This is a genomic window from Kitasatospora sp. NPDC017646 (assembly GCF_044329365.1).
GTDB lineage: Bacteria > Actinomycetota > Actinomycetes > Streptomycetales > Streptomycetaceae > Kitasatospora.
The window spans coordinates 295,325-319,653 of the sequence record NZ_JBIRJC010000002.1; the positions used below are offsets into that span (position 1 = coordinate 295,325).

General features: G+C 74.5%; 24 protein-coding genes and 1 riboswitch. Of the genes, 12 read left to right on the forward strand and 12 right to left on the reverse strand.

What is annotated here, in order from left to right; all coding sequences use genetic code 11:
- Positions 1-51 precede the first annotated feature (51 nt).
- Complete coding sequence (locus tag ACH4J0_RS04420) at positions 52-636, reverse strand: MarR family winged helix-turn-helix transcriptional regulator (RefSeq protein ID WP_396236175.1); 585 nt, start codon at positions 634-636, stop codon at positions 52-54.
- A 143-nt stretch (positions 637-779) separates the two neighbouring features.
- Here ACH4J0_RS04420 and ACH4J0_RS04425 point away from each other — a divergent pair, with 143 nt between their 5' ends.
- From ACH4J0_RS04425 to ACH4J0_RS04440, 4 genes are all read left to right on the forward strand, one after another.
- Complete coding sequence (locus ACH4J0_RS04425; RefSeq protein ID WP_396236176.1) at positions 780-2,087, forward strand: MFS transporter; 1,308 nt, start codon at positions 780-782, stop codon at positions 2,085-2,087.
- Positions 2,088-2,273: 186 nt separating this feature from the next.
- Positions 2,274-3,902 (forward strand): dolichyl-phosphate-mannose--protein mannosyltransferase, encoded by a 1,629-nt coding sequence (locus ACH4J0_RS04430; protein WP_396236177.1) that lies wholly within the window; start codon positions 2,274-2,276, stop codon positions 3,900-3,902.
- Positions 3,881-4,684 (forward strand): ABC transporter permease, encoded by an 804-nt coding sequence (locus tag ACH4J0_RS04435; protein WP_396236178.1) that lies wholly within the window; start codon positions 3,881-3,883, stop codon positions 4,682-4,684. The genes ACH4J0_RS04430 and ACH4J0_RS04435 overlap by 22 nt, the downstream gene beginning before the upstream one ends.
- A gap of 206 nt (positions 4,685-4,890) precedes the next feature.
- A complete protein-coding gene (locus ACH4J0_RS04440; RefSeq protein ID WP_396236179.1) occupies positions 4,891-5,475 on the forward strand; it encodes a TMEM165/GDT1 family protein in 585 nt (194 codons plus the stop codon).
- 28 nt (positions 5,476-5,503) lie between these two features.
- Here the strand turns inward: ACH4J0_RS04440 and ACH4J0_RS04445 are convergent, their stop codons facing one another.
- On the reverse strand, positions 5,504-6,628 hold the full coding sequence (locus ACH4J0_RS04445) for a peptidoglycan-binding protein (protein WP_396236180.1): 1,125 nt from the start codon (positions 6,626-6,628) through the stop codon (positions 5,504-5,506).
- Positions 6,629-6,937: 309 nt separating this feature from the next.
- Between ACH4J0_RS04445 and ACH4J0_RS04450 the strand changes: the two genes are divergently transcribed.
- Positions 6,938-9,040, forward strand: a complete 2,103-nt coding sequence (locus tag ACH4J0_RS04450) for a DHA2 family efflux MFS transporter permease subunit (protein ID WP_396236181.1) — start codon at positions 6,938-6,940, stop codon at positions 9,038-9,040.
- 24 nt (positions 9,041-9,064) lie between these two features.
- Here the strand turns inward: ACH4J0_RS04450 and ACH4J0_RS04455 are convergent, their stop codons facing one another.
- Positions 9,065-9,541, reverse strand: a complete 477-nt coding sequence (locus ACH4J0_RS04455) for a MarR family winged helix-turn-helix transcriptional regulator (RefSeq protein WP_396236182.1) — start codon at positions 9,539-9,541, stop codon at positions 9,065-9,067.
- Positions 9,542-9,603: 62 nt separating this feature from the next.
- On the opposite strand from ACH4J0_RS04455, the gene ACH4J0_RS04460 reads away from it, so the two are divergent.
- On the forward strand, positions 9,604-10,014 hold the full coding sequence (locus tag ACH4J0_RS04460; RefSeq protein WP_396236183.1) for a cupin domain-containing protein: 411 nt from the start codon (positions 9,604-9,606) through the stop codon (positions 10,012-10,014).
- Positions 10,015-10,160: 146 nt separating this feature from the next.
- Here the strand turns inward: ACH4J0_RS04460 and ACH4J0_RS04465 are convergent, their stop codons facing one another.
- Positions 10,161-10,334 (reverse strand): hypothetical protein, encoded by a 174-nt coding sequence (locus tag ACH4J0_RS04465; RefSeq protein WP_396236184.1) that lies wholly within the window; start codon positions 10,332-10,334, stop codon positions 10,161-10,163.
- A 210-nt stretch (positions 10,335-10,544) separates the two neighbouring features.
- Here ACH4J0_RS04465 and ACH4J0_RS04470 point away from each other — a divergent pair, with 210 nt between their 5' ends.
- On the forward strand, positions 10,545-10,871 hold the full coding sequence (locus ACH4J0_RS04470) for an antibiotic biosynthesis monooxygenase family protein (protein ID WP_396236185.1): 327 nt from the start codon (positions 10,545-10,547) through the stop codon (positions 10,869-10,871).
- 107 nt (positions 10,872-10,978) lie between these two features.
- On the opposite strand, the gene ACH4J0_RS04475 is transcribed toward ACH4J0_RS04470, so the two are convergent.
- Positions 10,979-11,857, reverse strand: a complete 879-nt coding sequence (locus ACH4J0_RS04475; protein WP_396236186.1) for a LysR family transcriptional regulator — start codon at positions 11,855-11,857, stop codon at positions 10,979-10,981.
- Between the two features lie 148 nt (positions 11,858-12,005).
- Between ACH4J0_RS04475 and ACH4J0_RS04480 the strand changes: the two genes are divergently transcribed.
- Together ACH4J0_RS04480 and ACH4J0_RS04485 are read left to right on the forward strand one after the other, a co-directional pair.
- Positions 12,006-12,431, forward strand: coding sequence for an MFS transporter (locus ACH4J0_RS04480; protein ID WP_396236187.1), 426 nt, complete (start codon positions 12,006-12,008; stop codon positions 12,429-12,431).
- Positions 12,432-12,444: 13 nt separating this feature from the next.
- Positions 12,445-12,846 carry a hypothetical protein gene (locus ACH4J0_RS04485; protein WP_396236188.1) on the forward strand — a complete coding sequence of 134 codons (402 nt, stop codon included), beginning with the start codon at positions 12,445-12,447 and terminating at the stop codon, positions 12,844-12,846.
- Positions 12,847-12,972: 126 nt separating this feature from the next.
- Here ACH4J0_RS04485 and ACH4J0_RS04490 read toward each other — a convergent pair whose 3' ends face one another.
- From ACH4J0_RS04490 to ACH4J0_RS04515, 6 genes are all read right to left on the reverse strand, one after another.
- A complete protein-coding gene (locus ACH4J0_RS04490) occupies positions 12,973-13,920 on the reverse strand; it encodes an ECF transporter S component (RefSeq protein ID WP_396236189.1) in 948 nt (315 codons plus the stop codon).
- Between the two features lie 102 nt (positions 13,921-14,022).
- On the reverse strand, positions 14,023-15,624 hold the full coding sequence (locus ACH4J0_RS04495; protein ID WP_396236190.1) for an ABC transporter ATP-binding protein: 1,602 nt from the start codon (positions 15,622-15,624) through the stop codon (positions 14,023-14,025).
- Positions 15,621-16,727, reverse strand: coding sequence for a CbiQ family ECF transporter T component (locus ACH4J0_RS04500; RefSeq protein WP_396236191.1), 1,107 nt, complete (start codon positions 16,725-16,727; stop codon positions 15,621-15,623). The genes ACH4J0_RS04495 and ACH4J0_RS04500 overlap by 4 nt, the downstream gene beginning before the upstream one ends.
- Before the next feature lie 21 nt (positions 16,728-16,748).
- Positions 16,749-17,438: an SCO2322 family protein gene (locus ACH4J0_RS04505; protein ID WP_396236192.1), complete on the reverse strand. Its 690-nt coding sequence runs from the start codon at positions 17,436-17,438 to the stop codon at positions 16,749-16,751.
- Positions 17,438-18,694, reverse strand: coding sequence for a prenyltransferase/squalene oxidase repeat-containing protein (locus ACH4J0_RS04510; RefSeq protein ID WP_396236193.1), 1,257 nt, complete (start codon positions 18,692-18,694; stop codon positions 17,438-17,440). Before ACH4J0_RS04510 ends, ACH4J0_RS04505 begins: the two co-directional genes overlap by 1 nt.
- A 106-nt stretch (positions 18,695-18,800) precedes the next feature.
- A riboswitch (cobalamin riboswitch) is annotated at positions 18,801-18,874 on the reverse strand.
- 102 nt (positions 18,875-18,976) lie between these two features.
- Positions 18,977-19,624 (reverse strand): TetR family transcriptional regulator, encoded by a 648-nt coding sequence (locus ACH4J0_RS04515; protein ID WP_396236194.1) that lies wholly within the window; start codon positions 19,622-19,624, stop codon positions 18,977-18,979.
- A gap of 261 nt (positions 19,625-19,885) precedes the next feature.
- On the opposite strand from ACH4J0_RS04515, the gene ACH4J0_RS04520 reads away from it, so the two are divergent.
- From ACH4J0_RS04520 to ACH4J0_RS04530, 3 genes are all read left to right on the forward strand, one after another.
- Positions 19,886-21,196 (forward strand): glycosyltransferase family 4 protein, encoded by a 1,311-nt coding sequence (locus ACH4J0_RS04520; protein WP_396236195.1) that lies wholly within the window; start codon positions 19,886-19,888, stop codon positions 21,194-21,196.
- Between the two features lie 143 nt (positions 21,197-21,339).
- A complete protein-coding gene (locus ACH4J0_RS04525) occupies positions 21,340-22,089 on the forward strand; it encodes a class I SAM-dependent methyltransferase (protein ID WP_396236196.1) in 750 nt (249 codons plus the stop codon).
- The gene (locus tag ACH4J0_RS04530) at positions 22,086-23,147 is read left to right on the forward strand and encodes a prenyltransferase (protein WP_396236197.1); all 1,062 of its coding nucleotides are present in this window, start codon (positions 22,086-22,088) and stop codon (positions 23,145-23,147) included. The genes ACH4J0_RS04525 and ACH4J0_RS04530 overlap by 4 nt, the downstream gene beginning before the upstream one ends.
- 127 nt (positions 23,148-23,274) lie before the next feature.
- Here ACH4J0_RS04530 and ACH4J0_RS04535 read toward each other — a convergent pair whose 3' ends face one another.
- Positions 23,275-24,198 carry a hypothetical protein gene (locus ACH4J0_RS04535; protein WP_396236198.1) on the reverse strand — a complete coding sequence of 308 codons (924 nt, stop codon included), beginning with the start codon at positions 24,196-24,198 and terminating at the stop codon, positions 23,275-23,277.
- Positions 24,199-24,329: the final 131 nt, after the last annotated feature.

The window sequence follows — 24,329 nt, forward strand, 5'->3', positions numbered from 1 at the left end:
GGAGCATCCCCCGGCGGGCCGGACCCGTCGCGCGTCCGCCGCGTCCGGGCGCTACGGCGCCAGGTCGGCCGTGCGCCCGAGCGCGTCCGGCTGGCTCTCCTCGATCCGCCGCAGCATCCGGGCCAGCAGGCCGGACAGCGCGGCCCGCTCCTCGCCCGCGAGGTCCTGCAGCAGCTCCTCCTCGAACACCGCCGCCATCCGCATCGACTCCAGCCACTTGTCGCGGCCGTTCTCGGTCAGCTCGATGATCACCCGCACCCGGTTGGACTCGTCCCGCTCCCGGGTGACCAGGTCCTCGGCCACCATCCGGTCGATCCGGTGGGTCATCGCGGCCGGGGTGAGCCCCAGCCGCTTGGCCAGCTCGCCCGGCCCCAGCCGGTACGGGCTGCCGCTCACCACCAGCGCCTTGAGCACCTCCCACTCGGCGGAGGTGATTCCGAGCACGGTCAGCTGCCGGTCGTACGCCACGCCCATCCGCCGGGAGACCCGGTTGAGGGTCTGCACGATCGTCTCGACCTGGGGGTCGACGGTGGGGAACTCCCGCTGGTACAGGGCCACTTGCTCGGCGATGCCGAACTCCAGGGGAGTGGCCCGCGGGGGCTTGTCGGCAGCCGGTGAGGGCTTGTCCGTAGTCATGCGCACCAGTGTCGCACGGGCGTGCACTCCTTAAGCCTTTGACTCCGCAGTCTTCCGGTGCTAAGACTTTATCTCGTCAAACTTTAGCTCTGAAATCTTCTGGACTTAAGAGTTCCAGTCGAAACCAGGAAGGGATGTGCACGGTGACCGGCACGGTGAAGCAGCAGAGGCGGCAGCGGCGTGGAGCGGGCGGCCCGCTGCGCCGCGTCCAGATCGGCAACGCGCTCAGTGCGTTCGGCAGCGGGTTCACGATGCCGTACATGTTCGTGTACGTGGACCAGGTGCGCGGGCTGGGTTCGCTGGCGGCCGGGATGGTGTTCACCGTCTTCGCGCTGGCGGCGCTCGCGGTCCTCCCGTTCACCGGGCGCGGCATCGACCGCTACGGCCCCCGCCCGGTGCTGCTGGCGGGTGCGGCCCTGGCCGCCACCGGCGCGTTCGCCTTCGGCCACGCCGCCGGCACGCCGGCCCTGCTGGTCTCCTCGTTCCTGTTCGGCGCGGGCGTGACCACCTGCCAGCCGGCCCTCGCCACGATGATCGTCCGCTGCTCGACGGCGGCGACCCGCTCGCACGCCTTCGCGCTGCAGTTCACCCTGGTCAACCTGGGCATGGGCATCGGCGCGCTGGTCGGCGGCCAGATCGTGAATGTCGCCGACCCGGCCAGCCTCACCCGGCTGTTCACCATCGAGGCGGCCACCTTCCTCGGCCTGGCCCTGGTCACCGGCACCGCTCGGATGCCGAAGGCCCAACTGACCGTCGTCCAGGAGAGGAACGACGGCCCGACCGGTCTGCGCGCCCTGTTCGCCGACAAGGCGATGGTGCGGCTCAGCGTCCTCGCCGGGCTGATCTTCTTCACCTGCTACGGCCAGTTCGAGTCCGGTGTCGCGGCCTTCGCCACCGACACGGTCGGCACCGCGCCGTCCACCCTGGGCTTCGCCATCGGTGCCAACGCGGTCACCATCGTGGTGCTGCAGATGTTCATGGTGCGGATCACCGCGCGCCGCCGCCGCACCACCGCGATGGCCGCGGCCGGCGTGGTCTGGCTCGGCGCCTGGGCGATGGCGCTGGTGGCCGGTCTGATCCGGACCGAGACCATGGCCGCCACGGTCGCCATCGTCTCGATCTACGCTCTCTTCGGCGTCGGTGAGTCGCTGCTGGCGCCGACCATGGGCCCGATGGTCGCGGACCTCGCCCCGGCCAGGCTGCTCGGCACCTACAACGCCGGGTACGCCCTGGTGAAGCAGATCGCGATCGCGGTCGGCCCGGCCGTCGGCGTGCTGCTGGTCGGCTCCGGCACCTGGCCGCTCTACCTCGCGGCCATGGCGGGCTCGACGCTGCTGACCGTCCTGCTGGCGCTGCGGCTGCGCCCGTACCTCACGGCCGAGCAGGACAACGCGGCCCCGGCCGTGGTCCGCACCCCGGCTCCGGTCCGGGAGCTCCAGACCGCCGCGTGACGATGCCCGCACGGGCGTTCGCGACGGGCGTCGGCCGGGTCACCTGGTCGGCGCCCGTCGCGCTTGGCTTCCCGGGCACCGCCACATAGTGTCAGTGGCTGTTGACCGCCCGGGCCCGGCTCGGGCAGCAGACCCGGGCCCGGCGCAGCACCCGCGGGCCCCGCAGACAGGCGAATCGGCGAGGCTATGACGCAAGCGGCGCTCACGCACCCCCCGGCGGCCCCGGCCACCGCCGGACCGGCCCCGGCCCCGGCCCCGCGCGGGCTGCTGCGCTGGGCCGCCGACCGCTCCGGCTGGCTCGGCCCGATCGGCATCGCGCTCTTCGCCGGCCTGCTGCGGTTCTGGAACCTCGGCTACCCCAACGCCTTCGTCTTCGACGAGACGTACTACCCCAAGGACGCCTGGTCCCTGCTCCAGCAGGGCTACGAGGGCACCTGGCCCGACCACGCCAACACCGACATCCTGGCCGTCCCGCAGTCCGTCCCGCTCGGCTCCGCGCCCGAGTTCATCGCCCACCCGCCGCTCGGCAAATGGGTGATGACGATCGGCGAGCAGCTGTTCGGGCTGCACCCCTTCGGCTGGCGGTTCATGACGGCCCTGCTCGGCACCGTCACCGTGCTGATGCTGGCCCGGATCGGCCGTCGTCTCTTCGGCTCCACGCTGGTCGGCTGCACCGCCGCCCTGCTGATGTCCGTCGACGGCCTCCAGCTGGTGATGAGCCGGGTCGGCCTGCTCGACGGCATCCAGATGTTCTTCGTGCTCGCCTCCTTCGGCGCCCTGCTGATCGACCGCGACCACGTCCGCGCCCGGCTGGCCCTGGCCGTCGACGACGGCGTCGACGGCGACACCGTGCGGCTCGGGCTGCGCCCCTGGCGGATCGCAGCCGGGGTGCTCATCGGCGCGGCCTGCGCCGTCAAGTGGAACGGCGCCCCGATCCTCGCCGCCTTCGGCGTCCTGACCGTGCTGTGGGACCAGTCCGGCCGCCGCGGCGCCGGCGCCCGCCACCCCTGGCGGTCCATGCTGCGCCGGGACGCCGTACCCGCCTTCCTCGCCATGGTCGGCTCCGCCGTGGTGGTGTACGTCGGCGCCTGGAGCGGCTGGCTGGCCAGCGGCGCGAACGGTGAGGGCGGCTACGACCGGCACTGGGCGGACGGCCGCTCCGGGCTCTCCCCGGACCACGCCTTCGGCATCCCGCTGCCGCAGGTCTCGATGAGCTGGGTGCCCGCGCCCCTGCGCAGCCTGTGGTACTACCACTCGCAGATGTACGACTTCAACACCGGTCTGAGCACCCCGCACACCTACCAGTCCAACCCCTTCTCCTGGCTGGTCGACGGCCGCCCGGTCTCGATGTACTGGGAGCAGGTCCCGACCGGGACGCACGGCTGCACCTCCTCCGGCGGCTGTGCGACGCAGATCCTCGGCCTGGGCACCCCGTTCCTGTGGTGGGCGGCCTGCTTCGCGCTGGTCTACCTGCTGTGGCGCTGGTTCTTCCGCCGGGACTGGCGCTCGGGCGCCGTGCTGTGCGCGGTGGCGGGGATCTACCTGCCCTGGTTCCAGTACCAGGAGCGGACGATCTTCTCCTTCTACATGGTCGTGCTGGTGCCGTTCCTGTGCCTGGCCGTCGCCCAGATGCTCGGCGCGATCCTCGGCCCGGCGGGCTGCGGCCCCCGGCGCCGCCGGTACGGGGCGATCGGGGCCGGGCTGATCGTGCTCGCGATCGTCGGCTGCTTCGCCTTCTTCTACCCGCTGTACACGGCGGAGGTGATCCCGATGTCGTCCTGGCAGGACCGGATGTGGTTCACCAGCTGGATCTGAGGCCGGTGCCACTGGCGGCGTCCGGCGGGCAGCTGCTGCCGGTCACCCCGGCGCTCGGGGTGGTCACCGCGGTGCTGTTGCTGGCCGCCGTGGCGGTGGCCGGGTGGGGACTGCTCGGTCACGGGCGGGCGGTGGCGCGGGCCGGGCTGCGGGCGGTCGTCCAGCTCGCGGCCGTCGCGGCGGTGATCTCCTGGGTGGTCGGCTCGCTGTGGTGGTCCGCGCTGTTCGTGCTGCTGATGTTCACCGTCGCGGTGCGCACCGCCGGGCGGCGGATGACCGCGGGGCCGGGCTGGGTCTGGGCGGCCGCCCCGATCGGCGCCGGAGTGCTGCCGGTGCTCGGCCTGCTGCTCGGCGTGGGGCTGCTGCCGCCCAGGGGCCTGTCGGTGATCCCGGTCGCCGGGATCCTGATCGGCGGCGCGCTCACCGCGACCTCGCTGGCCGGGCGGCGCGCCCTGGACGAGCTGCGGCAGAGGCGCGGCGAGGTGGAGGCGGCGCTGGCGCTCGGCTTCCACGAGCGGGACGCGCGGCTGGAGATCTGCCGTACGGCGGCGGCGACCTCCCTGGTCCCGGCGTTGGACCAGACCCGCACGGTCGGTCTGGTCACGCTGCCCGGCGCCTTCGTCGGCATGCTGCTCGGCGGTGCCTCGCCGGTCCAGGCGGGGGCGGTGCAGTTGTTCGTGCTGATCGGATTGCTCGCGGTGGAGTCGGTGGCGATCGTGGTGGTGCTGGAGCTGGTCGGGCGGGGGCTGGTGGCGACGGGGGCGGTCGGCGGCGTCGGGTAGGCTGGAGCGCGTTGAAGGGGAGTAGCCCTCCACCGGACCGTCGACATACTGGCCCCCACGGGCCCGGCGCCCGGGGCACCGCTCGATGGGCGGCTGCCGGCGAGACCTTCGGCCGCAGTGCTGTGACCGTTTCCAGTGCTGTCGGGCCGAAGCGTCCCCTGACGGACCCGCGGAGGCCGGACGGCCCGACCGAGGGATTTCCTCCGATGAGTCTGACCATTGCCGCGTTGACGTTCGGCATCATCTTCCTGGCCGAACTGCCGGACAAGACCGCGCTGGCCAGCCTGGTGCTCGGCACCAAGTACCGGGCGAGCTACGTCTTCGCGGGCGTGGCCGCCGCCATGCTGGTCCAGGTGGTGCTGGCGCTGGTCGCCGGGCACCTGCTCTCGCTGCTGCCGCACCGTTGGGTGGAGGGCATCACCGGCACGCTGTTCCTGGTCGGCGCGGCGATGCTGCTGTTCCACGGCGGCGAGGACGAGGAAGAGCACGCGGCCAAGGAGCCGTCCTCGAACCGCTTCTGGAAGGTGGCCGGGACCAGCTTCGTGGTGGTCGCGGTCGCCGAGTTCGGCGACCTGACCCAGATCATGACCGCCAACCTGGCCGCCAAGTACGCCGATCCGCTGGCCGTCGGCCTCGGTTCCTGGCTGGCGCTGTGCGCGGTCGGCGGGATCGCCATCGTGGGCGGGCAGAAGCTGCTCAAGTACGTACCGATGAAGCTGATCATCCGGGTGGCGGCGGCGATCATGGTGGTGCTGGCCGGCGTCAGCATCTTCGGGGCCGTCACCGGCTGACGGTGTCCGCGCCGCCCGGCAGTGGCGCTCAGCAGCCCGGGTCGGCGGTGAGGACGGCCTGGGTCTTGGGGCCGTAGACGCCGGTCTCGCCCTTGATGTGGTTCTCGCGCTGGTATTCCTGCAGCGTCGTCTGGGTCCAGCCGTCGAAGGTGCCGGTGATGATCGACTTGTCGACGAATCCGCATTCGGCGTTGACCAGCCGCTGCTGCATCGCCCGGACGTCCGGCCCGCTCATCCCGAGCTGGAGCAGCCGCGGGGTCGGGGTGGGCGTCGGCGTGGGGGTGGGCGTCGGGGTCGGCGTGGGCGTCGGGGTGGGGGTCGGCGTCGCCGAGTGGGTCGGGGTGGGGGTGGGCGTCCTGGTCGGGCTGGGCCTGGTCGTCCGGGTGGGGGTGGGGCTCGGTGCCTCGGTGGTCGGCGCCGGGGCGCCGGTCGTCGGGGCGGCCAGGGTTGGCGGATCGACCGGGGCGGGCGCGAGCGTGGTGACGGGCACCGGCTCCGCCTGACGCGTCGGCTCGGAGGAGGGCGTCACGGCGTACGCGAGGCCCACGGTCAGCGCCAGCAGGCCGGCGCCCACGCCCGCGATCAGCCCCTTGCGCCCGGCGAACGGGCTCCGCTCGGCCTGCTCGGCGGCCCGGCGCGCGGCCCGTCCGCCGGGCTCGGGGGCCGCGCCGTCGAACGGGAAGTAGCCGAGGTCGTCCCCGGCGTCGGGCTGGACGGGCGGGTGCGGCTGGGCCGTCGCCTGCGGGAGAACGGTGGTGGCACCGGCGGCGTACGCGTCCGGCGCGGGGCCGGGGACGGGCGGCAGCACGGTCGTCGCGTAGGCGTCCGCGTCCGGCCCGAGCGGCGGCGGCGCGGACGGTCGCGGCGGCTGGGCCGGGTGCATCGGCGGTGCGGCGTGGCCCGCCTGGGCCGGTGGGCCCGCCTGGCCCCCCTGCCCCGGCTGGACCGGCGGCAGGACGGTGGTCGCGAACGGGTCGGCGGCCGGCGGCGGCTCGTCCACGACCTGCCCGGGCGCCTGCGGCACGTACGGGCGGACCAGCGGCGGGCCCTCCAGGTGCGGGAGGACGGTGGTCTCGTCGAGGCTCCGGTCGGGGAGGCAGCCGCACCCGGTGGAGCGGGCGGTGCCGCACGTCGGGCAGTGCTGGTCCGGCATCGGCCGGTCCTCCTCGGGTCTCGGGTCTCGCGATCGGGCCTGATTATGCAGGACGTCCCGGAGGGTGGACAGGGGCGTCCGGCCCCCGGCGGGGGTGTTGTGCCGGTTGGTGGTGGTTGGGCCCCTGGGGAAACCGCCGGAGGGTGCGGGACGGGCCCGTGCCGGGGAGAGGACGGGCCCGGTGCTTACGTTCGGCTCAACCGGGCGGCGCGAACCAGGACATGTCTGCCAGCATGGGGAACCGGGAGTGATCATCCACCGGGCGTCCGGTCGTCCGGCCCCGCAACCCCGCGACCCTACGGAGACGCCATGACGGACCCTCCCCCACCCTCCGGCCAGGGGGACCCCCGTGCCGCGTCCGACCGGAGCCCGGCGCCCGACCCCGGCCCGCCGGAGGTCACCGTCCCCAACCTGTGGGTGCCGATCGGCGCCCTGTTGCTGGCGATGCTGCTCGCCGCCCTCGACCAGACCATCGTCTCCACCGCGCTGCCCACCATCGTCAGCGACCTCGGCGGCCTGGACCACCTGTCCTGGGTGGTCACCGCCTACCTGCTGGCGTCCACCGCCGCCACCCCGCTCTGGGGCAAGCTCGGCGACATGTACGGCCGGAAGCGGTTCTTCCAGGCCTCCATCGTGATCTTCCTGATCGGCTCGGTGCTCTGCGGACTCTCCCAGAACATGGGCGAGTTGATCGCCTTCCGGGCCCTCCAGGGCCTGGGCGGCGGCGGCCTGATGGTGCTCTCCCAGGCGATCGTCGGCGACCTCGTCGCGCCCCGGGACCGCGGCAAGTACCAGGGCCTCTTCGGTGCCGTCTTCGGCGTCACCAGCGTGCTCGGACCGCTGCTCGGCGGCCTGTTCGTCGACCACCTCAGCTGGCGCTGGGTCTTCTACGTCAACCTGCCGATCGGCGTGGTCGCCCTGGTGGTGATCGCCGCGGTGCTGCACGGGCGGGAGGTCCGGCGCGAGCACCGGATCGACTACCTCGGCACCGCGCTGATCGCCGCCGTCGCCACCTGCCTGGTGCTGATGACCTCGCTCGGCGGCACCACCTGGGCCTGGGACTCCTGGCAGATCGTCGGCCTGGGAGTGCTCGGGATGGCGCTGCTGCTCGCCTTCGTCCAGGTGGAACGGACGGCCGTCGAACCCGTCCTGCCGCTACGGCTGTTCCGCTCGCGGACGTTCAGTCTGGTCGCGGTGATCTCCTTCGTGGTCGGCTTCGCGATGTTCGGCGCGCTCACCTACCTGCCGACCTTCCTCCAGGTCGTCCAGCAGGTCTCGCCCACCATGTCCGGCATCCACATGCTGCCGATGGTGCTCGGCATGCTGCTCACCTCGATCGGCTCCGGCCAGATCGTCGCCCGCACCGGCCGCTACCGGATCTTCCCGATCGCCGGGACGGCCGTCACCACGATCGGACTGGTGCTGCTCTCCCGGCTGGACGAGCACAGCGGCACCGCCGAGATGAGCCTCTACTTCCTGGTCTTCGGCCTCGGGCTGGGCCTGGTGATGCAGGTGCTGGTGCTGATCGTGCAGAACTCGGTCGGCTACCAGGACCTCGGCGTGGCCACCGCCGGCGCCACCTTCTTCCGCTCCATCGGTGCCTCCTTCGGCGTCTCCATCTTCGGAACGATCTTCGCCGGCGGCCTGCGCTCCCGGCTCGCCGACGCCCTGGCCGGCCAGCCGCTGCCGCCGGGCTTCCAGGCCGAGCAGATCGGCGCCGACCCCCGGCTGATCACCCGGCTGCCCGCCGCCGCCCAGGCCGGGGTCCACCACGCGTACGCCGAGTCGATCACCCGGGTGTTCCTGTACGCGGTGCCCGTCGCGCTGGTCGCCTTCGTCCTGTCACTGTTCCTGCGGGAACAGAAGCTGCGCTCCACCGTGACCGCGCCCGACCTGAGCGAGTCCATCGGGATCAACCCGGTCGAGCGGTCCTCCCTGGACGAGATCGCCCGCGCCCTGTCCGTCCTGAGCACCCGCGAGGCCCGGCACGACCTGTTCCGGCGGATCACCGCCACCGCCGGGCTCGACCTGCTGCCCGCCTCCAGCTGGCTGCTCCTCCAGATGCACCACCACGGCTCGGTGGAGCCCGCCGAACTCGCCGAGCGGCGGGTCGTCCCGTTCGCGGTCGTCGAGGAGGCCGTCCGCGAGGTGGAGGGCCGGGGCCTCGCCGCCCGCACCGGCGGCCTGCCACTGCGCCTCACCGAACCCGGCGAGGAGGCCGCGCTGCGCCTGGTCGACGCCCGGCGCACCCAGCTGGCGCAACTGCTGGGCGACTGGGACGAGCAGCAGTACGACGACCTCGCCGCCCTGCTCACCCGGCTCAGCACCGCCCTCTGCGCCGACCGGCGCGACCGCCCCGACCCGCCGACCGACCCCCAGTCGCCGTACCACGGCGAGGGGCGGTCGTTCTAGCCTCAACGCCCCCACGGACCTGGCTCACGGACCGCCGAACCACCGAGGGGTGTCGAGCCGGAACGGGTCCCCGGGGGCCAGCTGCCGCAGGCCGTCCTCGATCCGGCGGAGCTGCTCCTCACCGAGGGTCTGCGACCACTCCGCGCGCAGCTCGTCGAAGATCCGGGCCGAGCGCACCAGGCAGTCCACGCCCCGGCCGGTGAGCCGGACCACCTTGCGGCGGGCGTCGGCCGGGTCGCTGCCGCGCTCGACGTAGCCGAGCTGCTCCAGGTTCTCGATGGTCTTGCCCGCCGCCTGCTTGGAGACGCCGAGCCGGCGGCCCAGCTCGACGGCGGTGGTGCCCTGCGGGCCGATCGCCTGGAAGACGAAGCCGTGCATCGGCCTGAGGTCCGGGTGCCCCTCGCGGGCGATGCGCTCGTGCAGCTCGTCGATGATCGTCCGGAAGGCGAGCAGCAGGCGCAGCGGCAGCTCGAAGCCGGGCGGGGCGGGTTCGCTTGACACGATAGACAACCTCATTGACCATATAGACAACGCCATTGACCATCTTAGGGGGTTGCTCCGCCATGCCCGTGATCCGATCCGCCGACGCCCGCCGTACCGAGACTCCGAACGCCGTCATGACCACCCACGCCTCGCCCACCCAGGGTTCGACCTCCCTCGCCCAGTGGCGGGTCGAGATGCCCGCCGACCGGCAGGGCCCGCTGCACGCCATGGACACCGAGCAGATCTGGACCTTCCTGGCCGGCTCGGCGGAGGTGGACCTGGCCGGGGAAACCGTCGCGGTCGCCGCCGGTGACACGCTCGTCCTCCCCGCCGACGCCCCGCGCCGGATCGCCACCGCCGAAGGCTTCACCGCCGTCGTCGCCTCCCCCTCCCCGTCCCACGCCTACAACCCCGACGCCCGCACCCCCGACGGCGCCTGCGCCCTCGCGCCGCGCGACGCCGAGCGACTCCTCCCGCCGTGGGTCGCCTGAGCCGCGACGGCCGGCCGGGCATGACGGCGGGCCGGGCGTGACGGCGGGCCGGGCGTGACGGCGGGCCGGGCGTGACGGCGGGCCGGGCGTGACGGCGGGGACGGCCGAGGGGCTCACCCTCGGCCGTCCCCACGCGGCGATCGTCGTTACTGCTGGTCCTCGATGTCGTCCCGCAGGTCGTCCAGGTTCTGCTGGCCCTTCTGCCGGGCCTCGGAGGCCTTCTGCTGGGCGTCCTCCCTGGGCTGCTGGCCGCCCATGCGCTGCTTGGCTTCCTCCTCGGCCTGCTGTGCCTTGTCCTTGAACCGGTCGCCGACACCCATGATCGCTCCCAGGTGGTTGGATTCGGGGGTCCTCCACCAGGCTGGCACGCCCTTTCCGCCCCTGCACGTCGGCAGTCGGCTACCAACCGTCACCAGTGCCCGACCGCTCGGGCCGTCGCGCGTGAGGTGTAGGAGACTGCTGGCCGTAGGCAGCAACCGGGCCGGCGGCCGCGCCGTGGGCGCGACCCCGGCGGATCAGTGAGGAGCGGCATGTCCGTCGTCAAGATCAACGTACTGACGGTGCCCGCCGAGCAGCGCGAGGTGCTGGAGCAGCGCTTCGCCTCGCGGGCCGGCGTGGTGGAGAACTCCGACGGCTTCGAGTGGTTCGAGCTGCTGCGCCCGGTCGAGGGGACCGACCAGTACCTCGTGTACACCCGCTGGCGCAGCGAGGAGGACTTCAAGGCCTGGATGGAGGGCCCCATGAAGTCGGCCCACCAGGGTGGCGGCGAGGGCGGCGAGGCGCCGAAGCGGCCGGCCGCCTCCGGGTCGACGCTGTGGTCCTTCGAGGTCGTCCAGTCGGCGGGACCGAAGGCCTGACGGCGCCGGGGTAGGACGGGCGGCGCGTCCCGGGGTTGCGGGGCGCGCCGTTCGCCGGTCGCTCGATCGATCCGGTCGTCCTCAACGGAGCTGTGCGGCGGGCGCGTTCAGGCCGCGGCGGCGTAGAGGACTTCGCGCAGGCCGGGGACGGACTCGCGGTCGGCGCGCCAGACCAGGCGCAGGTGCAGGGGCGGGGGGTCGAGGGGGAGGCGGACGAGGGTGCCGGCGGCCAGCGGGTCCCGGACGGCGAACTCGGGGAGGAGGGCGATGCCGAGGCCCTGTTCGGCGCAGGCGCGGGTGACGGCGACGCCGCCGGTGCGGACGCGTTCGACGTCGTTGCCGAGCAGGCGTTCGCCGGCGAGCCAGAAGGAGCAGGCCGGGGCGTTCACCAGGAGGCGCTGGCCGCGCAGGTCCTCGCGGGTGAGCGTGGTGGCGCGGCTGAGCGGATGGGCCGGGGCGGCGACCAGGGCGAGCGGGACGTCCTTGAGGTCGAGGTGGTCGAGCGGGGCGGGCGGCAGGTAGAACCCGAGGTCGCCGAGCGGGCCGGCGGTGTCCAGGATCAGCGCGGCCTCCAGGGCCCCGGCCGCCACGCCGCCGAGCAGGCCGTCGCGGGCGGTGTCGGTGTGCAGGGAGACGTCGAGGTCGGGCCGGCGTTCGGCGAGCCGGGCCAGGACGGCCGGGACATGGGTCGCCGCTATGGTCTCCAGGGCGCCGAGCCGGAGCCGGGCGCGGTCGGCGACCACCTCCCGGCGGGCCTGTTCGGCCTGGTCGAGCAGGCGGCGGGACCACGGCAGCAGCCGCTCGCCGGCGGCGGTGAGGGTCATTCCGCGCGGGGCCCGGTCGAACAGCTCGATGCCCAGGCTGCGTTCGAGGGTGCGGATCTGCTCGGAGACCGAGGAGGGCGCGAGACCGAGCGCCACGGCCGCCGCGGTGACGGTGCGGTGGGTGACCACGGCTTCGAAGACCCGCAACTGACGAAGTTCCACTGGTTTCTCCGGTTCCTGCACGTGTTGCGGGACAGCGTACGGCTGCGTTCGGGTATTCCGAACGGTGCGTGAGGGATCGGCGGTGGAGCGGGGCGGGGCCGCGGAGCACAGTGGGTGGCCGATCCCCCCAACGGCTTGGAGAAATCCGATGACCACCCCTGCCCTCCTCGCCGATCCACCGGCCGCGAGCCGTGCGCCGGCCCGTACGCGCGCCCTGCTCGGCATCGCCCTCGGCTACTTCATGGTGCTGCTCGACACCACCGTCCTCGCCGTCGCCGAACCCGACGTGGCGTCCTCGCTGGGCAGTTCGACGGCCGGGCTGCAGTGGGCCGTGACCGGCTACAGCGTCGCCTTCGGTGCGCTGCTGCTGTCCGCCGGGGCCGCCGCCGACCGCTACGGTGCCCACCGGGCCTTCCGCTTCGGCATCGCCGCCTTCGGCGCGGGCTCGCTGCTCAGCGCGTTCGCACCGGACATCTGGGCACTGGTGCTGCTGCGCGCCGTCCTGGGCGTCGCGGCGGCGGCCTGCGTCCCGGCGAGCATGGCGCTGATCACCCGGCTACCCCGAACCGGCTGAGCGGGCCGGGGCGGTGGCCGTCTGGGCCGCGGTCAGCGGCTGTGCGATGGCCTTCGGGCCGCTGGTCGGCGGGGTCCTGGTCGACCTCGCCGGGTGGCGGGCGGTGTTCCTGGTGAACGTCCCGCTCGCCCTCCTGGTAGTGGCCCTGGTGGCCGGACGGGCGGTGCACTGCCCGCGCGGGGAGCGGCGCATCGACTGGTGGGGTCAGCTGGCCGCCTGCGCGACCCTCGCGCTGTTCACGGACGCGCTGATAGCCGTCGGCAACGGTGCTTGGCCGCACGCGAGTTGCTCCGCCGCCGGGGCGGCCCTGGCCGCCGCGGCCTTCGTCCGGCGCGAGAAGCGGTGCAGCCCCGCGCGGCGGGCGGGCTGCTCAACGCCGTCCGGCAGGTCGGGGCGACGGTGGGCGTGGCGGTGACGGGCGCGTTCGTCGGTGGAAGCAGGGGAGGGCTGGCGGCGGCGATGCTGCTCCCGGCGGTCGTCTGTGCGCTGTCGGCGGTTCTCGTGCGGCGGAGCCGGGCCGCAGGCTGAGCGGCCGGTCGGCTCAACTGGGCCCGTCCACCCTCTCGGGACGGAGCCCCCCGTGCCGGTCGTCATCGCCACCCTCGGGACCGAGCCCGGCCGGCGGCGGGCGGAAGTCGACCGGCGCGTCGAAGGCCGCCCGGCGGGTGGCGCGGCGCAGGGCGCGCAGCACGGGCGTGCCGAGGGTGAGGCACAGGACGACGGTCAGCGCGGCGCGCGGCAGGTCCCAGCCGAGGGAGGTGGTGAGGCAGTAGGCGGCGAAGCGGACCAGGTTGGCGGGCAGCGGGTCGCCCGGGACGAAGGAGACGGAGCCGGCCATCCCGCCGATGTACGGCCAGCCCTGGAGGTTCATGACGGTGCCGTACGACACGGCCGACACCGCCCCGTACCCCGCCAGCAGCAGGAGTTCGTGGCGCCCGCGCAGGGTGGCGGCGCCGGGCAGCAGGCCCGCGCCGAGGCAGACCCAGCCCATGGCGAGCATCTGGAACGGCAGCCACGGCCCGACCCCGCCGGTGAGCAGCGCGGAGGCGAACATCGACAGCGAGCCGAGGACGAACCCGAAGCCCGGGCCGAGCACCCGCCCCGACAGCACCATCAGGAAGAACATCGGCTCCAGGCCTGCCGTCCCCGCGCCGAGCGGGCGCAGGGCCGCACCGGCCGCCGCCAGCACCCCCAGCAGGGCGACGGACTTGGCGTCCAGCCCCGGCGCACCGCCGCCCGCCGAACGGCCCTCGGAGATCTGCGCGACGACGACCGCGAGGAGCAGCGGGAGCAGCAGGGCGAACAGCCAGGGCGCGTCGGCGGAGTGGCCGACCAGGGCGGACCTGGTGGAGGCGAGCAGCGGCCAGCCGAAGGCCGTCACGCCCACCAGGGAGACCAGGGACAGCGTCGCGACGGACCGGCGCCCGAGCGGGACGGGACGGTTGCTCATGCGCCCACCTCGCTGCGCTCGGCAGGGGCCTTCGCCCATGCGCGCCTGTCGATGATGAGCTCGCTGCGCTCGCTCATGCGCCCACCTCGCTGCACTCGGCAGGGGCCTTCGCCCACGCGCGCCTCTTGATGACTCGCTCGCTCATGCGCTCAGCGCCTTCGCGACCTGCTGGACGGTGAGCCACGGCCCGGGCGCCAACACCTTGGCGACCTGCGGCGCGAAGGCGGGGGAGGAGACCACCACCTCCGCCGTCGGCCCGTCCGCGACGATCTCGCCCTCGGCCAGGATCAGCGTCCGGTGCGCCAGCTCGGCGGCCAGCTCGACGTCATGGGTCGCCAGCAGCACGGCGTGCCCCTCGCCGGCCAGCGAGCGCAGGATCTCCACCAGCCGGGCCTTGGCCGCGTAGTCCAGGCCGCGGGTCGGCTCGTCCAGGAGCAGCAACGGGGGCCTGGCGGTGAGGACGACGGCGAGGGCGAGGGTGAGCCGCTGGCCCTCGGAGAGGTCGCGGGGGTGGGTGGCGTCGGCGATGCCGGGCAGCAGGCGTTCGACCAGGGCGCGGCAGGTACCGGCGGCAGCGCCCGCGTCCGTGTCCGCGGCGGCGCACTCGGCGGCGACGGTCTCGCCGTACAGCAGGTCGCGCGGGTCCTGGGGGACGAGGCCGACGTGCCGGACCAGTTCCGCGGGGCGGGTGCGGTGCGGGGTGCGGCCGCCGACGGTGACGCTGCCGGAGGCCGGGGCGTGCAGCCCGACCAGGCCACCGAGCAGGGTGGACTTGCCGGCGCCGTTGCGGCCCATCAGGGCGGTGATCTCGCCGGGGCGCAGCGCGAGGTCGACCCCGCGCAGGGCCTGGACCGGGCCGCGTCGCACGGCCAGTCGGTCGGTGACGGCGATCGGCGCGGCCTCCGGGGTGCCGGCGGCGGCGGGCGCACGGCCGTCCAGCTCGGCCCGCAGCGGAGCGGCCTTGCGGCGGGCGTCGCGGACGGACAGCGGCAGCGGGCGCCAGCCCGCGAGCCGGCCGAGGCCGACCACCGGCGGGTGCACGGGGGAGTGTGCCATCACCTCGGCGGGCTCCCCCAGCACCGGTTCGGCGCCCGGGGTCAGCAGCAGCACCTGGTCGGCGTACTGGACGACCCGCTCCAGCCGGTGCTCGGCCATCAGCACGGTGGTGCCGAGGTCGTGCACCAGCCGCTGGAGGACGGCCAGCACCTCCTCGGCCGCGCCCGGGTCGAGCGCAGAGGTGGGCTCGTCGAGGACCAGCACGCGCGGGTGCACGGTGAGCACCGAGCCGATCGCCACGCGCTGCTGCTGGCCGCCGGAGAGGGAGCCCAGGGCGCGGTCGCGCAGGTCGGCGAGGCCGAGCAGGTCGAGGGTCTCCTCCACCCGGCGCCGCATGACGTCGCCCGGCAGGCCCAGGGACTCCATGCCGTAGGCGAGTTCGTCCTCGACGGTGTCGGTGACGAACTGCGCCATCGGGTCCTGGCCCACCGTGCCGACCAGGTCGGCGAGTTCGCGCGGCCGGTGCTCGCGGGTGTCCCGGCCGCCGACGGTGACCCGGCCGTGCAGCACCCCGCCGGTGAAGTGCGGCACCAGGCCGCTGACCGTGCCCAGCAGGGTGGACTTGCCGGAGCCCGACGGGCCGACCAGCAGGCAGAGTTCTCCCTCGGGGACGGTCAGGTCGACGTTCGAGAGAACCGGCTCGGCCGAGTCCGCGTACCGGACGGAGACCTGGTCGAAGGTGATCACGAAGCCCTCCGGGGCGGGGTCGGGGCGGCGAACGCCGGTACCAGGCCGAGGAGTACGGCCAGCACGGCGGCCAGCGGCAGCGCGGGGACGGTCGGCGGGATGACGGTGGGGGCGAAGGCGGCCGGATCCCGGGAGGCGAGCCAGGTGACCAGGGTGGCCACGGCGATGCCCGAACCGGCGGTCAGCCACTCGGGAAGCGCCCAGGGGTCGGGCCGGTAGCGTGTCCTGACGGACCGTCGGCTGCCGAGCAGCAGCCCGGCGAACGCGGCGGCCAGGCCGAGCAGGAGCACCGGCGGCGCCCAGCCGGTGCCGCCCGCGGTCAGCAGCCCGTAGGCGGCCAGGCAGACCCCGAGCAGCCCGGCCAGGGTCAGCGCGGCGGTCACCCGGGCGAGGCGGCGCGGGACGTCGGCGGTCCGGCCGAAGCCGCGGGTGTCCATCGCCGCCGCCAGGGCGATCGAGCGCTCCAGCGCGCCCTCCAGTACGGGCAGTCCGACGCTCAGCACGGCGGCGACGCCCCGGTCCGCGCGGCCGCGCAGTCGGCGGGCGGCACGCAGCCGGCGGACGTCGGCGACCAGGTTCGGCGCGAAGGTCATCGCCACCACCACGGCCACGCCCGCCTCGTAGAGCGCGCCGGGCAGCGCGCGCAGCAGCCGGGCCGGGCTGGCCAGCGCGTTGGCGGCGCCGACGCAGACCAGCAGGGTGGCCAGGCGCAGCCCGTCGTACAGGGCCGAGAGCAGGCCTTCGAGGGTGACCCGCCCGCCGATCCGCACCCCCTGCGCCCATACGGGGAGGGGGAGCTGGGGCAGGTTGAACAGCACGTGAGTACCGGGGACCGGCGACCCGAGCAGCACCGCGAAGACCAGCCGGATGCCGAGCACCAGCAGCCCGAGCCGCAGGAACGCCCCGTACGAGCGCGACCAGGGCGCATCGCCGCGGCGCGCCGCGACCACGTAACCGGCGGTCGCGGCGAGCAGCAGGAGGATCACCGGATTGGTGGTGCGGGTCGCCGCCGCGCCCAGCCCGAGCGCCCACAGCCACCAGGCCCCGGGGTGCAGTTGGCGCGGGCCGGTGGGCGGTCTGGTGCTACGGGCGGGGCTGCTCACGGAGACGTCCTGGGGAGGGGGTTAGGAGTGACGGCGGCGGCGGGCCTGCCAGACGGCGCCACCGGCGAGGACGGCCACCAGCGCACCGCCGGCGGCCGGGCCGAGGTCAGGGCCGAGGTCCGGGCCGCCGTCGTGCTCGGCGGGCTCGGCCGCCTTGGCGGACCCGCCTGCCGCGACCACCTGGTCGCCGCAACCCGCCTCGGGGTACCCGGCGATGGCGCACAGCAGGCCGTTGGAGTCGTAGCGCAGCGGCGGGGCGACGGCGGCCAGCACCTCCGCCGAGGTGGCCCGCGGCGCGACGCCGACGCAGGCCGTCCGCGGCCCGGGCGGCTGCGCGGCGGACGCCCCGGCGTCCTCGGCCGTCCCGAAGTCCAGCACCACGGCCACCCGCTTGCGGCCGTCCTGGGCGGGCGTGGCCGCACAGACCTCGTCGAACCGGGGCGCCGTCCGCGGCTCGGCGGCGTCCTGCCCGCCGTCCGGGCTGACGGCGAACCGCCACCCGTCCACCGCCCCGTCCGGCGGCACGGCGATCGCGGGTCCCTGCTGCTGGTACGCCCACGCCCCGCCGTCGCCGCCGCGCCAGAACGACCAGTACCGGTACCCGGCCGCGTGCGCGGGCGCGGCGGAGAGCAGCAGCACCAGCGCCCCGAGGAGGGGCGGGAGGGCGGCGCCCAGGGCCCGGCTCCTCCGGGGGTCAGGGGCGGAACGCATCAGAGGTTCGGGTTGCGCTTGCGCTGGAGGCTGAGCAGGAGGCCGCCGCCGATGCCGATGAGGAGGCCGACGATGATCAGCCAGAACTGGCCCATGCCGTCGCTCTTCTTCTTCGCCGGGGTGGCGTCCGCCGAGGTGGCCGCGTTGGCCTTGGGGACCGGGCCGAGGGCGGTGAGCTGGCCGGTGAGGTCGGCGGTGGAGCGGTGGGCGGCCTGGGAGACCAGCAGGAGGCTGGCGGTGGCGGCGGCGTCGGTGCCGTTCTTGGTCCAGGTGGCGCCCTGTCCCTCCAGCCAGTCCACGGCGTCGGTGGCCTGTTCGGGGTGGCCGCTCTGGATCAGGGCGAGGGAGGCCCAGGCGGTGGCGGTGTAGTCGGGCTTGGGGTCGGCGCCCGGGGTGGTGAGGGTGAGGTGTTCGTCGCCGGCCGTGAGCTGGGCGGCCAGGTAGGCGCCGACGGCCTCGCCGGACTCGGCGTGCGGGATGGTGGCGGGCGCGGAGCCGTCGGCGCAGACGAGGGCCGTGGGGGTCGCGTCCGCGTGCACCGAGGTGGCGACGGGCAGGTGCCCGCCGGCGGCGGCGAGGGCGGCCTGGGCGCTGGCCAGGGTGTTGGGGGCGAGGGTGCCGGCGGCCGGGTCGGGCTGGTAGGCGAAGGCGCCGCGCTGGTCGACGGGGGCGGTGCAGCCGAGCTGGAAGCGGGCGAGGCCGTCGAAGGCGTTCTTGCCGGCCGCGCCGCCGGTGCCCGGCTTGGCGACGCCGGCCGGGTCGGTGCGGGCGGCGAACAGCGCGTTGACGGCGAGTCCGGTGGAGTTCGCGTCGCCGGGGTTGCCGGGGTTGTAGGGCCAGCTGCCGTCGGCGTTCTGGTTGGCCTTGAGCCACTGCACGCCCTTGTCGACGGCCGGCTGGTGGCCGCCGAGGGCGACCAGGGCCTGGACGGCCACGGCGGTGGCGTTGCTGTCCTCGGTCTTGGCGTCGCAGGGCGCGCCGGCGGCCCGGTAGGAGGGCCAGCCGCCGTCCTCGCACTGCTGCCCGGTGAGCCAGTCCACCGCGGAGTCGGCCGGGGTGACCTTGGCCGCCGTCAGCGCCGTGAGCGCGAGGGACTGCCGCCAGACGCCGTCGTAGGTCGGGTCGCTCTTGCCGTACAGGCCGTCCGGGACGGCGGCGGCGGGCGACGGGCTGTCGGCGAGGGCCGGTCCGGCGGCGACGCCGGCGAGCAGCGCGGCGGACAGGGCGGCGGCGCCCAGGCGGGCGGCGGTCAGCATGGTGCGGGTGTGCCTTTCGGTGAGCGGTGGGGGCCCGGGCGGGGCCGTTCCGTAGTCCTCGACGGGTGCCGGGCGCGGGGGCCCGGCTCGCCGCTCGTCCCTCCCCGGGTGCTCCGGCTCGCCCGGCGCGCGGCCGGGCTCACGGTTGCGGGTCAGCGCCGGATTCGCACCGGCTTCCCCCGGGGGAGGAGCGGGATGGAGTTGTGCTGCCCGTCGACTCTAACCGCCGGGCCGCGGCCCGCGGGCCTCCCGGAGCAGGAACAGGTTCCAGTCGTCAGGCCGTCACGGCAGGGTCAGCAGCCGGGCCGCGGTGTGCAGGTCGGCCCGGACCTCGGCGATCGAGGCGCGCCCGGAGAGCCAGGCGACCAGGGCCGAGTGCCAGGTGTGCTCGATCACCCGGACGGCCGCGCGCTGGCTGTCGCTGGGCGGCCCGGACTGGCCGATCGCGTCCAGGATGAGCTGTCCGGTGGCGGCGCTGACCAGGTCCACCTCCGCGCCGACCGAGCGGTCCGCGAAGCACATCGCGCGGACCATCGCCTCGGCCAGCAGCGGTTCGCGCTGGAGCGAGTGGAAGGCCCGGGTGAGCGTGTCGGCGACCCTGGGCGCCGGGTCCCGGTCGGTCGGCGGGTGCCGCCGGATGTGCTCCTGGAGCTCCTGCAACTGCTCCAGCATGACCGCGACCAGCAGGTGGACCTTGGACGGGAAGTACCGGTACAGCGTGCCGAGGGCGACCTGGGCGCTCTCCGCGACCTCCCGCATCTGCACCGCCTCGTACCCGCCGCGGGCGGCCAGCGCGGTGGCGGCCCGCAGGATCCGGCGGCGCCGTTCGGCCTGGCGTGCGGACAGCGGCGGTTCGGCCGGGGGCGCGGCGGCGGGGCCGGCGGCGGAGGGGCTCGCGGAGGGGCTCACGGACGTGGTCGGCGACGACAAGGGTGCTCCCGGGGGCGCGTGGGTGGCGGCGTGCTCCAGAAAGGTCGGCCCGAAGGCGACCCGCGGTCGGTCGGGCGGGCGTGGCGGGAATCACCAGCCCTGGCTCCTGAGCGAAAGCTACGGGCCGGTATCTTCGAGGTCTCTCATTGTTCACACGGTCGATGAAGAGTTCCGCAGCCACTGAAACCTGATCTACTTTAGCGACCGGCGGCACCGATGGGGCCGCTCGCACCGAATAGCAGCCAGAGATGAGGGCCCAGGATGACCGCGCAGCCGCTGCGGATTGCCCTGCTGTCATACCGCGGGGACCCGTTCTGCGGCGGTCAGGGCGTGTACGTACGGCACCTCTCCCGTGAGCTGGCCCGGCTCGGCCACCACGTGGACGTGATCGGCGCCCAGCCCTACCCCGTGCTGGACGAGGTCGAGGGCCCCGGAACGGTGCGCCTGGTCGAGCTGCCCAGCCTGGACCTCTACCGCGCCGAGGACCCCTTCCGCACGCCCGCCCGCGGCGAGTTCCGCGGGCCGGTGGACGTGCTGGAGTTCGCGACCATGCGCACCGGGGGCTTCCCCGAGCCGCTCACCTTCTCGCTGCGCGCCCGTCAGTACCTGGCCCGGCACAAGGGCCGCTACGACGTGGTGCACGACAACCAGACCCTCGGCTACGGCCTGCTGGGCCTGGCCCGGCACGGCTTCCCGCTGGTCACCACGATCCATCACCCGATCACCGTGGACCGGCAGTTGGAGCTGGGCGCGGCCACCACGCGGGCGAAGCGGCTGTCGCTGCGCCGCTGGTACGCCTTCACCCGGATGCAGCGCCGGGTCGCGGCCCGGCTGGACCACGTGATCACCGTCTCCGGCACCTCGCAGCGCGAGATCGCCGAGCACCTGGGCGCCGCCCCCGGCGCGATCTCGGTGGTGCCGATCGGCGCCGACACCCGGCTCTGGTCGCCCTCCGGGGAGGTCACACGGGTCCCCGGCCGGATCGTCACCACCTCCAGCGCGGACGTCCCGCTCAAGGGCCTGGTCTTCCTGGTCGAGGCGCTGGCCAAGGTCCGCACCGAGCGGGACGCCCACCTGGTGGTGGTCGGCAAGCCGCAGAAGGGCGACGGGCCGGTGGCCGAGGCGGTGCGCCGCTTCGGGCTGGCGGAGCACATCGAGTTCCGCACCGGCCTGACCGACCAGGAGCTGGTCGACCTGTACCGCTCGGCCGAGGTGGCCTGCGTCCCGTCGCTGTACGAGGGCTTCTCGCTGCCCGCCGCCGAGGCGATGGCCACCGGCACCCCGCTGGTCGCGACCACCGGCGGGGCCATCCCCGAGGTGGCCGGGCCGGACGGCGAGACCTGCCTGGCCGTGCCGCCCGGCGAGGCGGACGCGCTGGCCGCCGCGCTCGGCCGGCTGCTGGACGACCCGCGGCTGCGCGCCGAACTGGGCGCGGCCGGCCGGGAGCGGGTGCTGGCCCGGTTCACGTGGGAGCGGGCCGCCGAGCTGACCGCCGACGCGTACCGGGCGGCGATCGCCACCGGCGTCGGCGCCCGGGCCCGCTCCGGGCCGGGCTGGCGGTACGTGCCCTGAACCGGGCGGCCGGGTGGTCGCGGCCGGCGCCGAGCCCGACCGCGTCGGCCCGGTGAGTGCGCGTGACCTGACGAAGCTTTCTGGCGAAGTGTCCTGACGAGACGTCAGGGACGCTTGGTAGCAAAAGGAATGGGAGCCCTGCAGTGCTGACCGTCGATTTCTCGCGCTTCCCGCTCGCCCCCGGCGACCGGGTGCTCGACCTGGGCTGCGGCGGGGGCCGGCACGCGTTCGAGTGCTACCGCCGCGGCGCCAATGTGATCGCCCTCGACCAGAACACCGAGGAGATCGCCGAGGTCAAGAAGTGGTTCGCCGCGATGGAGCTGGCCGGTGAGGCCCCCGAGGGCGCGTCGGCGGTCGCGATGGAGGGCAACGCGCTGGCGCTGCCGTTCGAGGACGAGTACTTCGACAAGATCATCATCTCCGAGGTGATGGAGCACATACCCGATGACAAGGGCGTGCTCAACGAGATGTTCCGGGTCCTCAAGCCGGGCGGCCTGCTCGCCGTCACCGTGCCGCGCTGGCTGCCGGAGAAGATCTGCTGGGCGCTGTCCGACGAGTACCACGAGGTCGAGGGCGGCCACATCCGGATCTACCGGGGCGACGAGCTGCTCGGCAAGCTCAGGGACGCCGGCCTGGAGCCGTACGGCACCCACCACGCCCACGCGCTGCACTCGCCGTACTGGTGGATCAAGTGCGCCGTCGGCGTGGACAACGACAAGGCGCTGCCGGTCAAGGCCTACCACCAGCTGCTGGTCTGGGACATCGTCGGCACCCCGGTGATCAGCACCCTCACCAAGGCCGCCGAGAAGGCCCTCAACCCGGTCATCGGCAAGAGCTTCGTCGCCTACGCGTCCAAGCCGAACCGCACGGAGCCCCGGCGGGCGGGCGCATGACCGCCGCCGTCCCCGAGGTGCTGCTGCTCGACGGGGTGCTGGACGCCGAACAGGCGGCCGACACCGTCCGCAGCATCCTGGCCGAGCAGCGCCCCGACGGCGCCATCCCGTGGTTCGCCGGTCACCACCTCGACCCGTGGGACCACACCGAGGCCGCGATGGCCCTCGACACCGCCGGCGAGCACGCCGCCGCCGAGGCCGCCTACCGCTGGCTGGCCGCGCAGCAGAACCCGGACGGCTCCTGGTACGCCGCGTACACCGACGGCGAGGTCACCGACCGGGCCAAGGAGAGCAACTTCTGCGCGTACATCGCGGTCGGCGTCTGGCACCACCACCTCAGCGCGGGCGACGACGCCTTCCTGGAGTGGATCTGGCCGGTGGTCCGGCAGGCGCTGGACTTCATCGTCCGGCTGCGGCTGCCCGGTGGCCCGATCGCCTGGCGGGTCGACGAGGACGGTGCCGCCGCCGAGGAGGCGCTGCTCACCGGATCCTCCAGCATCCTGCACGCGCTGCGCTGCGGCCTGGCCATCGCCGACTACCTGGAGGAGCCGCAGCCCGACTGGGAGCTCGCGGCCGGCCGGCTGCGGCACGCCATCGCCCACCACCCCGAGCGGTTCCTCGACAAGGGCCGCTACTCGATGGACTGGTACTACCCGGTGCTCGGCACCGGCCTGCGCGGCGAAGCGGCGCTGGCCCGGATCGAGCGGGACTGGGAGCGCTTCGTCGTCCCGGGCCTCGGCGTGCGCTGCGTCAGCGACCGCCCGTGGGTGACCGGCGGCGAGAGCGCCGAACTGGCTCTCGCGCTCTGGGCGATCGGCCAGTCCGACCGCGCGGTGGACATCCTGCGCTGGATCCAGCAGCACCTGCGCCACCAGGACGGCTCGTACTGGACCGGGTACGTCTTCGAGGACGACGCGATCTGGCCCGAGGAGCGCACCACCTGGACGGCAGGGGCGCTGCTGCTCGCTGTGGCCGCGCTCGGCGGGGACCCGGCGACCGTCGCGGTCTTCGGCGGGGAGCAGCTGCCCGCCGGGCTGGTGGTCCAGGACTGCTGCTGAGGCGTGTCGACGGTTCTCGCCGCGGCGCGAACCGTCGGACACGCCCTGGTCCACGAACGCCGAAGGGGCGGAACCGGTGATCCGGTCCCGCCCCTTCCGCACGCCCCGGGGCGTGCCGTGGGCGGCGTCAGCCGCGCTGGATGCCCGCGGTGTCGGCCAGCACGCCCTGGGTGCCGTCCGGCAGCTGGGCGACCAGGGCCGAGCCGCGCTGCTCGACGGCCAGGTACCAGGTGCCCGGCACGACCTCGCCGACCGGGGCACCGGCCGGGTTGTCCTTCGGGGCCAGCTGGCGCGGCACCGGGACGGCGAACCAGAACGGCTGGAAGTCCGCCGCCGGCGCGCCCGGCTGCGGGGCGGCGGCCGGCGCCGGCTGCGGGGCCGGGGCGGCGGCGTCCTGCGGCTGCACCGGCTGGCCGGGCTGCGGCTGGCCGGCGGCCGGGTAGCCGTAGCCACCGGGGACCGGCTGGGCGCCGAAGGCAGGCTCGTGGCCCTGGGCCGGGTAGCCGTACTGGCCGGGCTGGCCGGGGGCACCCGGGTGACCGGGCTGACCCGGCACCGGGTAGCCGCCCTGGTACGGGACGGCGGCCGGGCGGTCGCTGACCAGCGGGGCCTTCAGCGCGGGCACCAGCGGAGCCGCCGCGGCCGCACCGGCCAGCACGATCAGCGAGATGAGGCCGAGCCAGGCGCCGAAGCCGTGGCCGAAGCTGGGGTCCGACGGGCCACCGCCCAGCGACCAGACGGAGGTCCACAGCGCCGCGACGGCGAACGCGGTGCCCCACTGGTCCAGCCGAAGGCCGAGCACCTGGCGGTTGGCGGCGGCGGGGCCCTGGAAGCGCTGCACCAGGATCAGGACGGCGGCGGCGATGCCCAGCAGGAAGATCGAGGGCAGGATGGGGAACAGCTGGGTGCTCCACGCGTTCTGCGAGGTGTTGTCCCCGCAGTACCGGCTGCTGCAGGTCACGGTCCAGTAAGGCAGGAAGGAGGCGATGAACAGCAGGACGGCCGCGCCTGCGACGGCGGCGTCTCCCCTGGTGAGAGCGCGCAGATTCACTTACGTTCCCCTCGTTGACGTGTCGTGGACGGTGCTTCGCGCGGTCGGGCTGACCGGCCGAAACTCCCGAACGGACCAGAAGCCTAGGCCCAACCGTCCTGCTGGTGCACGGTGGGCTCGGGAACGGGTCG

Coding starts and splice junctions, on each gene's coding strand:
- ACH4J0_RS04470 (WP_396236185.1), top strand. CDS start 10,545: ATGTCCGTCGTCAAGATCAACGTACTGACGGTGCCCGCCGAGCAGCGC.
- ACH4J0_RS04505 (WP_396236192.1), bottom strand. CDS start 17,438: ATGCGTTCCGCCCCTGACCCCCGGAGGAGCCGGGCCCTGGGCGCCGCC.
- ACH4J0_RS04510 (WP_396236193.1), bottom strand. CDS start 18,694: ATGCTGACCGCCGCCCGCCTGGGCGCCGCCGCCCTGTCCGCCGCGCTG.
- ACH4J0_RS04520 (WP_396236195.1), top strand. CDS start 19,886: ATGACCGCGCAGCCGCTGCGGATTGCCCTGCTGTCATACCGCGGGGAC.
- ACH4J0_RS04460 (WP_396236183.1), top strand. CDS start 9,604: ATGCCCGTGATCCGATCCGCCGACGCCCGCCGTACCGAGACTCCGAAC.
- ACH4J0_RS04465 (WP_396236184.1), bottom strand. CDS start 10,334: ATGGGTGTCGGCGACCGGTTCAAGGACAAGGCACAGCAGGCCGAGGAG.
- ACH4J0_RS04490 (WP_396236189.1), bottom strand. CDS start 13,920: ATGGGCGAAGGCCCCTGCCGAGCGCAGCGAGGTGGGCGCATGAGCAAC.
- ACH4J0_RS04420 (WP_396236175.1), bottom strand. CDS start 636: ATGACTACGGACAAGCCCTCACCGGCTGCCGACAAGCCCCCGCGGGCC.
- ACH4J0_RS04530 (WP_396236197.1), top strand. CDS start 22,086: ATGACCGCCGCCGTCCCCGAGGTGCTGCTGCTCGACGGGGTGCTGGAC.
- ACH4J0_RS04440 (WP_396236179.1), top strand. CDS start 4,891: ATGAGTCTGACCATTGCCGCGTTGACGTTCGGCATCATCTTCCTGGCC.
- ACH4J0_RS04480 (WP_396236187.1), top strand. CDS start 12,006: ATGACCACCCCTGCCCTCCTCGCCGATCCACCGGCCGCGAGCCGTGCG.
- ACH4J0_RS04445 (WP_396236180.1), bottom strand. CDS start 6,628: ATGCCGGACCAGCACTGCCCGACGTGCGGCACCGCCCGCTCCACCGGG.
- ACH4J0_RS04450 (WP_396236181.1), top strand. CDS start 6,938: ATGACGGACCCTCCCCCACCCTCCGGCCAGGGGGACCCCCGTGCCGCG.
- ACH4J0_RS04430 (WP_396236177.1), top strand. CDS start 2,274: ATGACGCAAGCGGCGCTCACGCACCCCCCGGCGGCCCCGGCCACCGCC.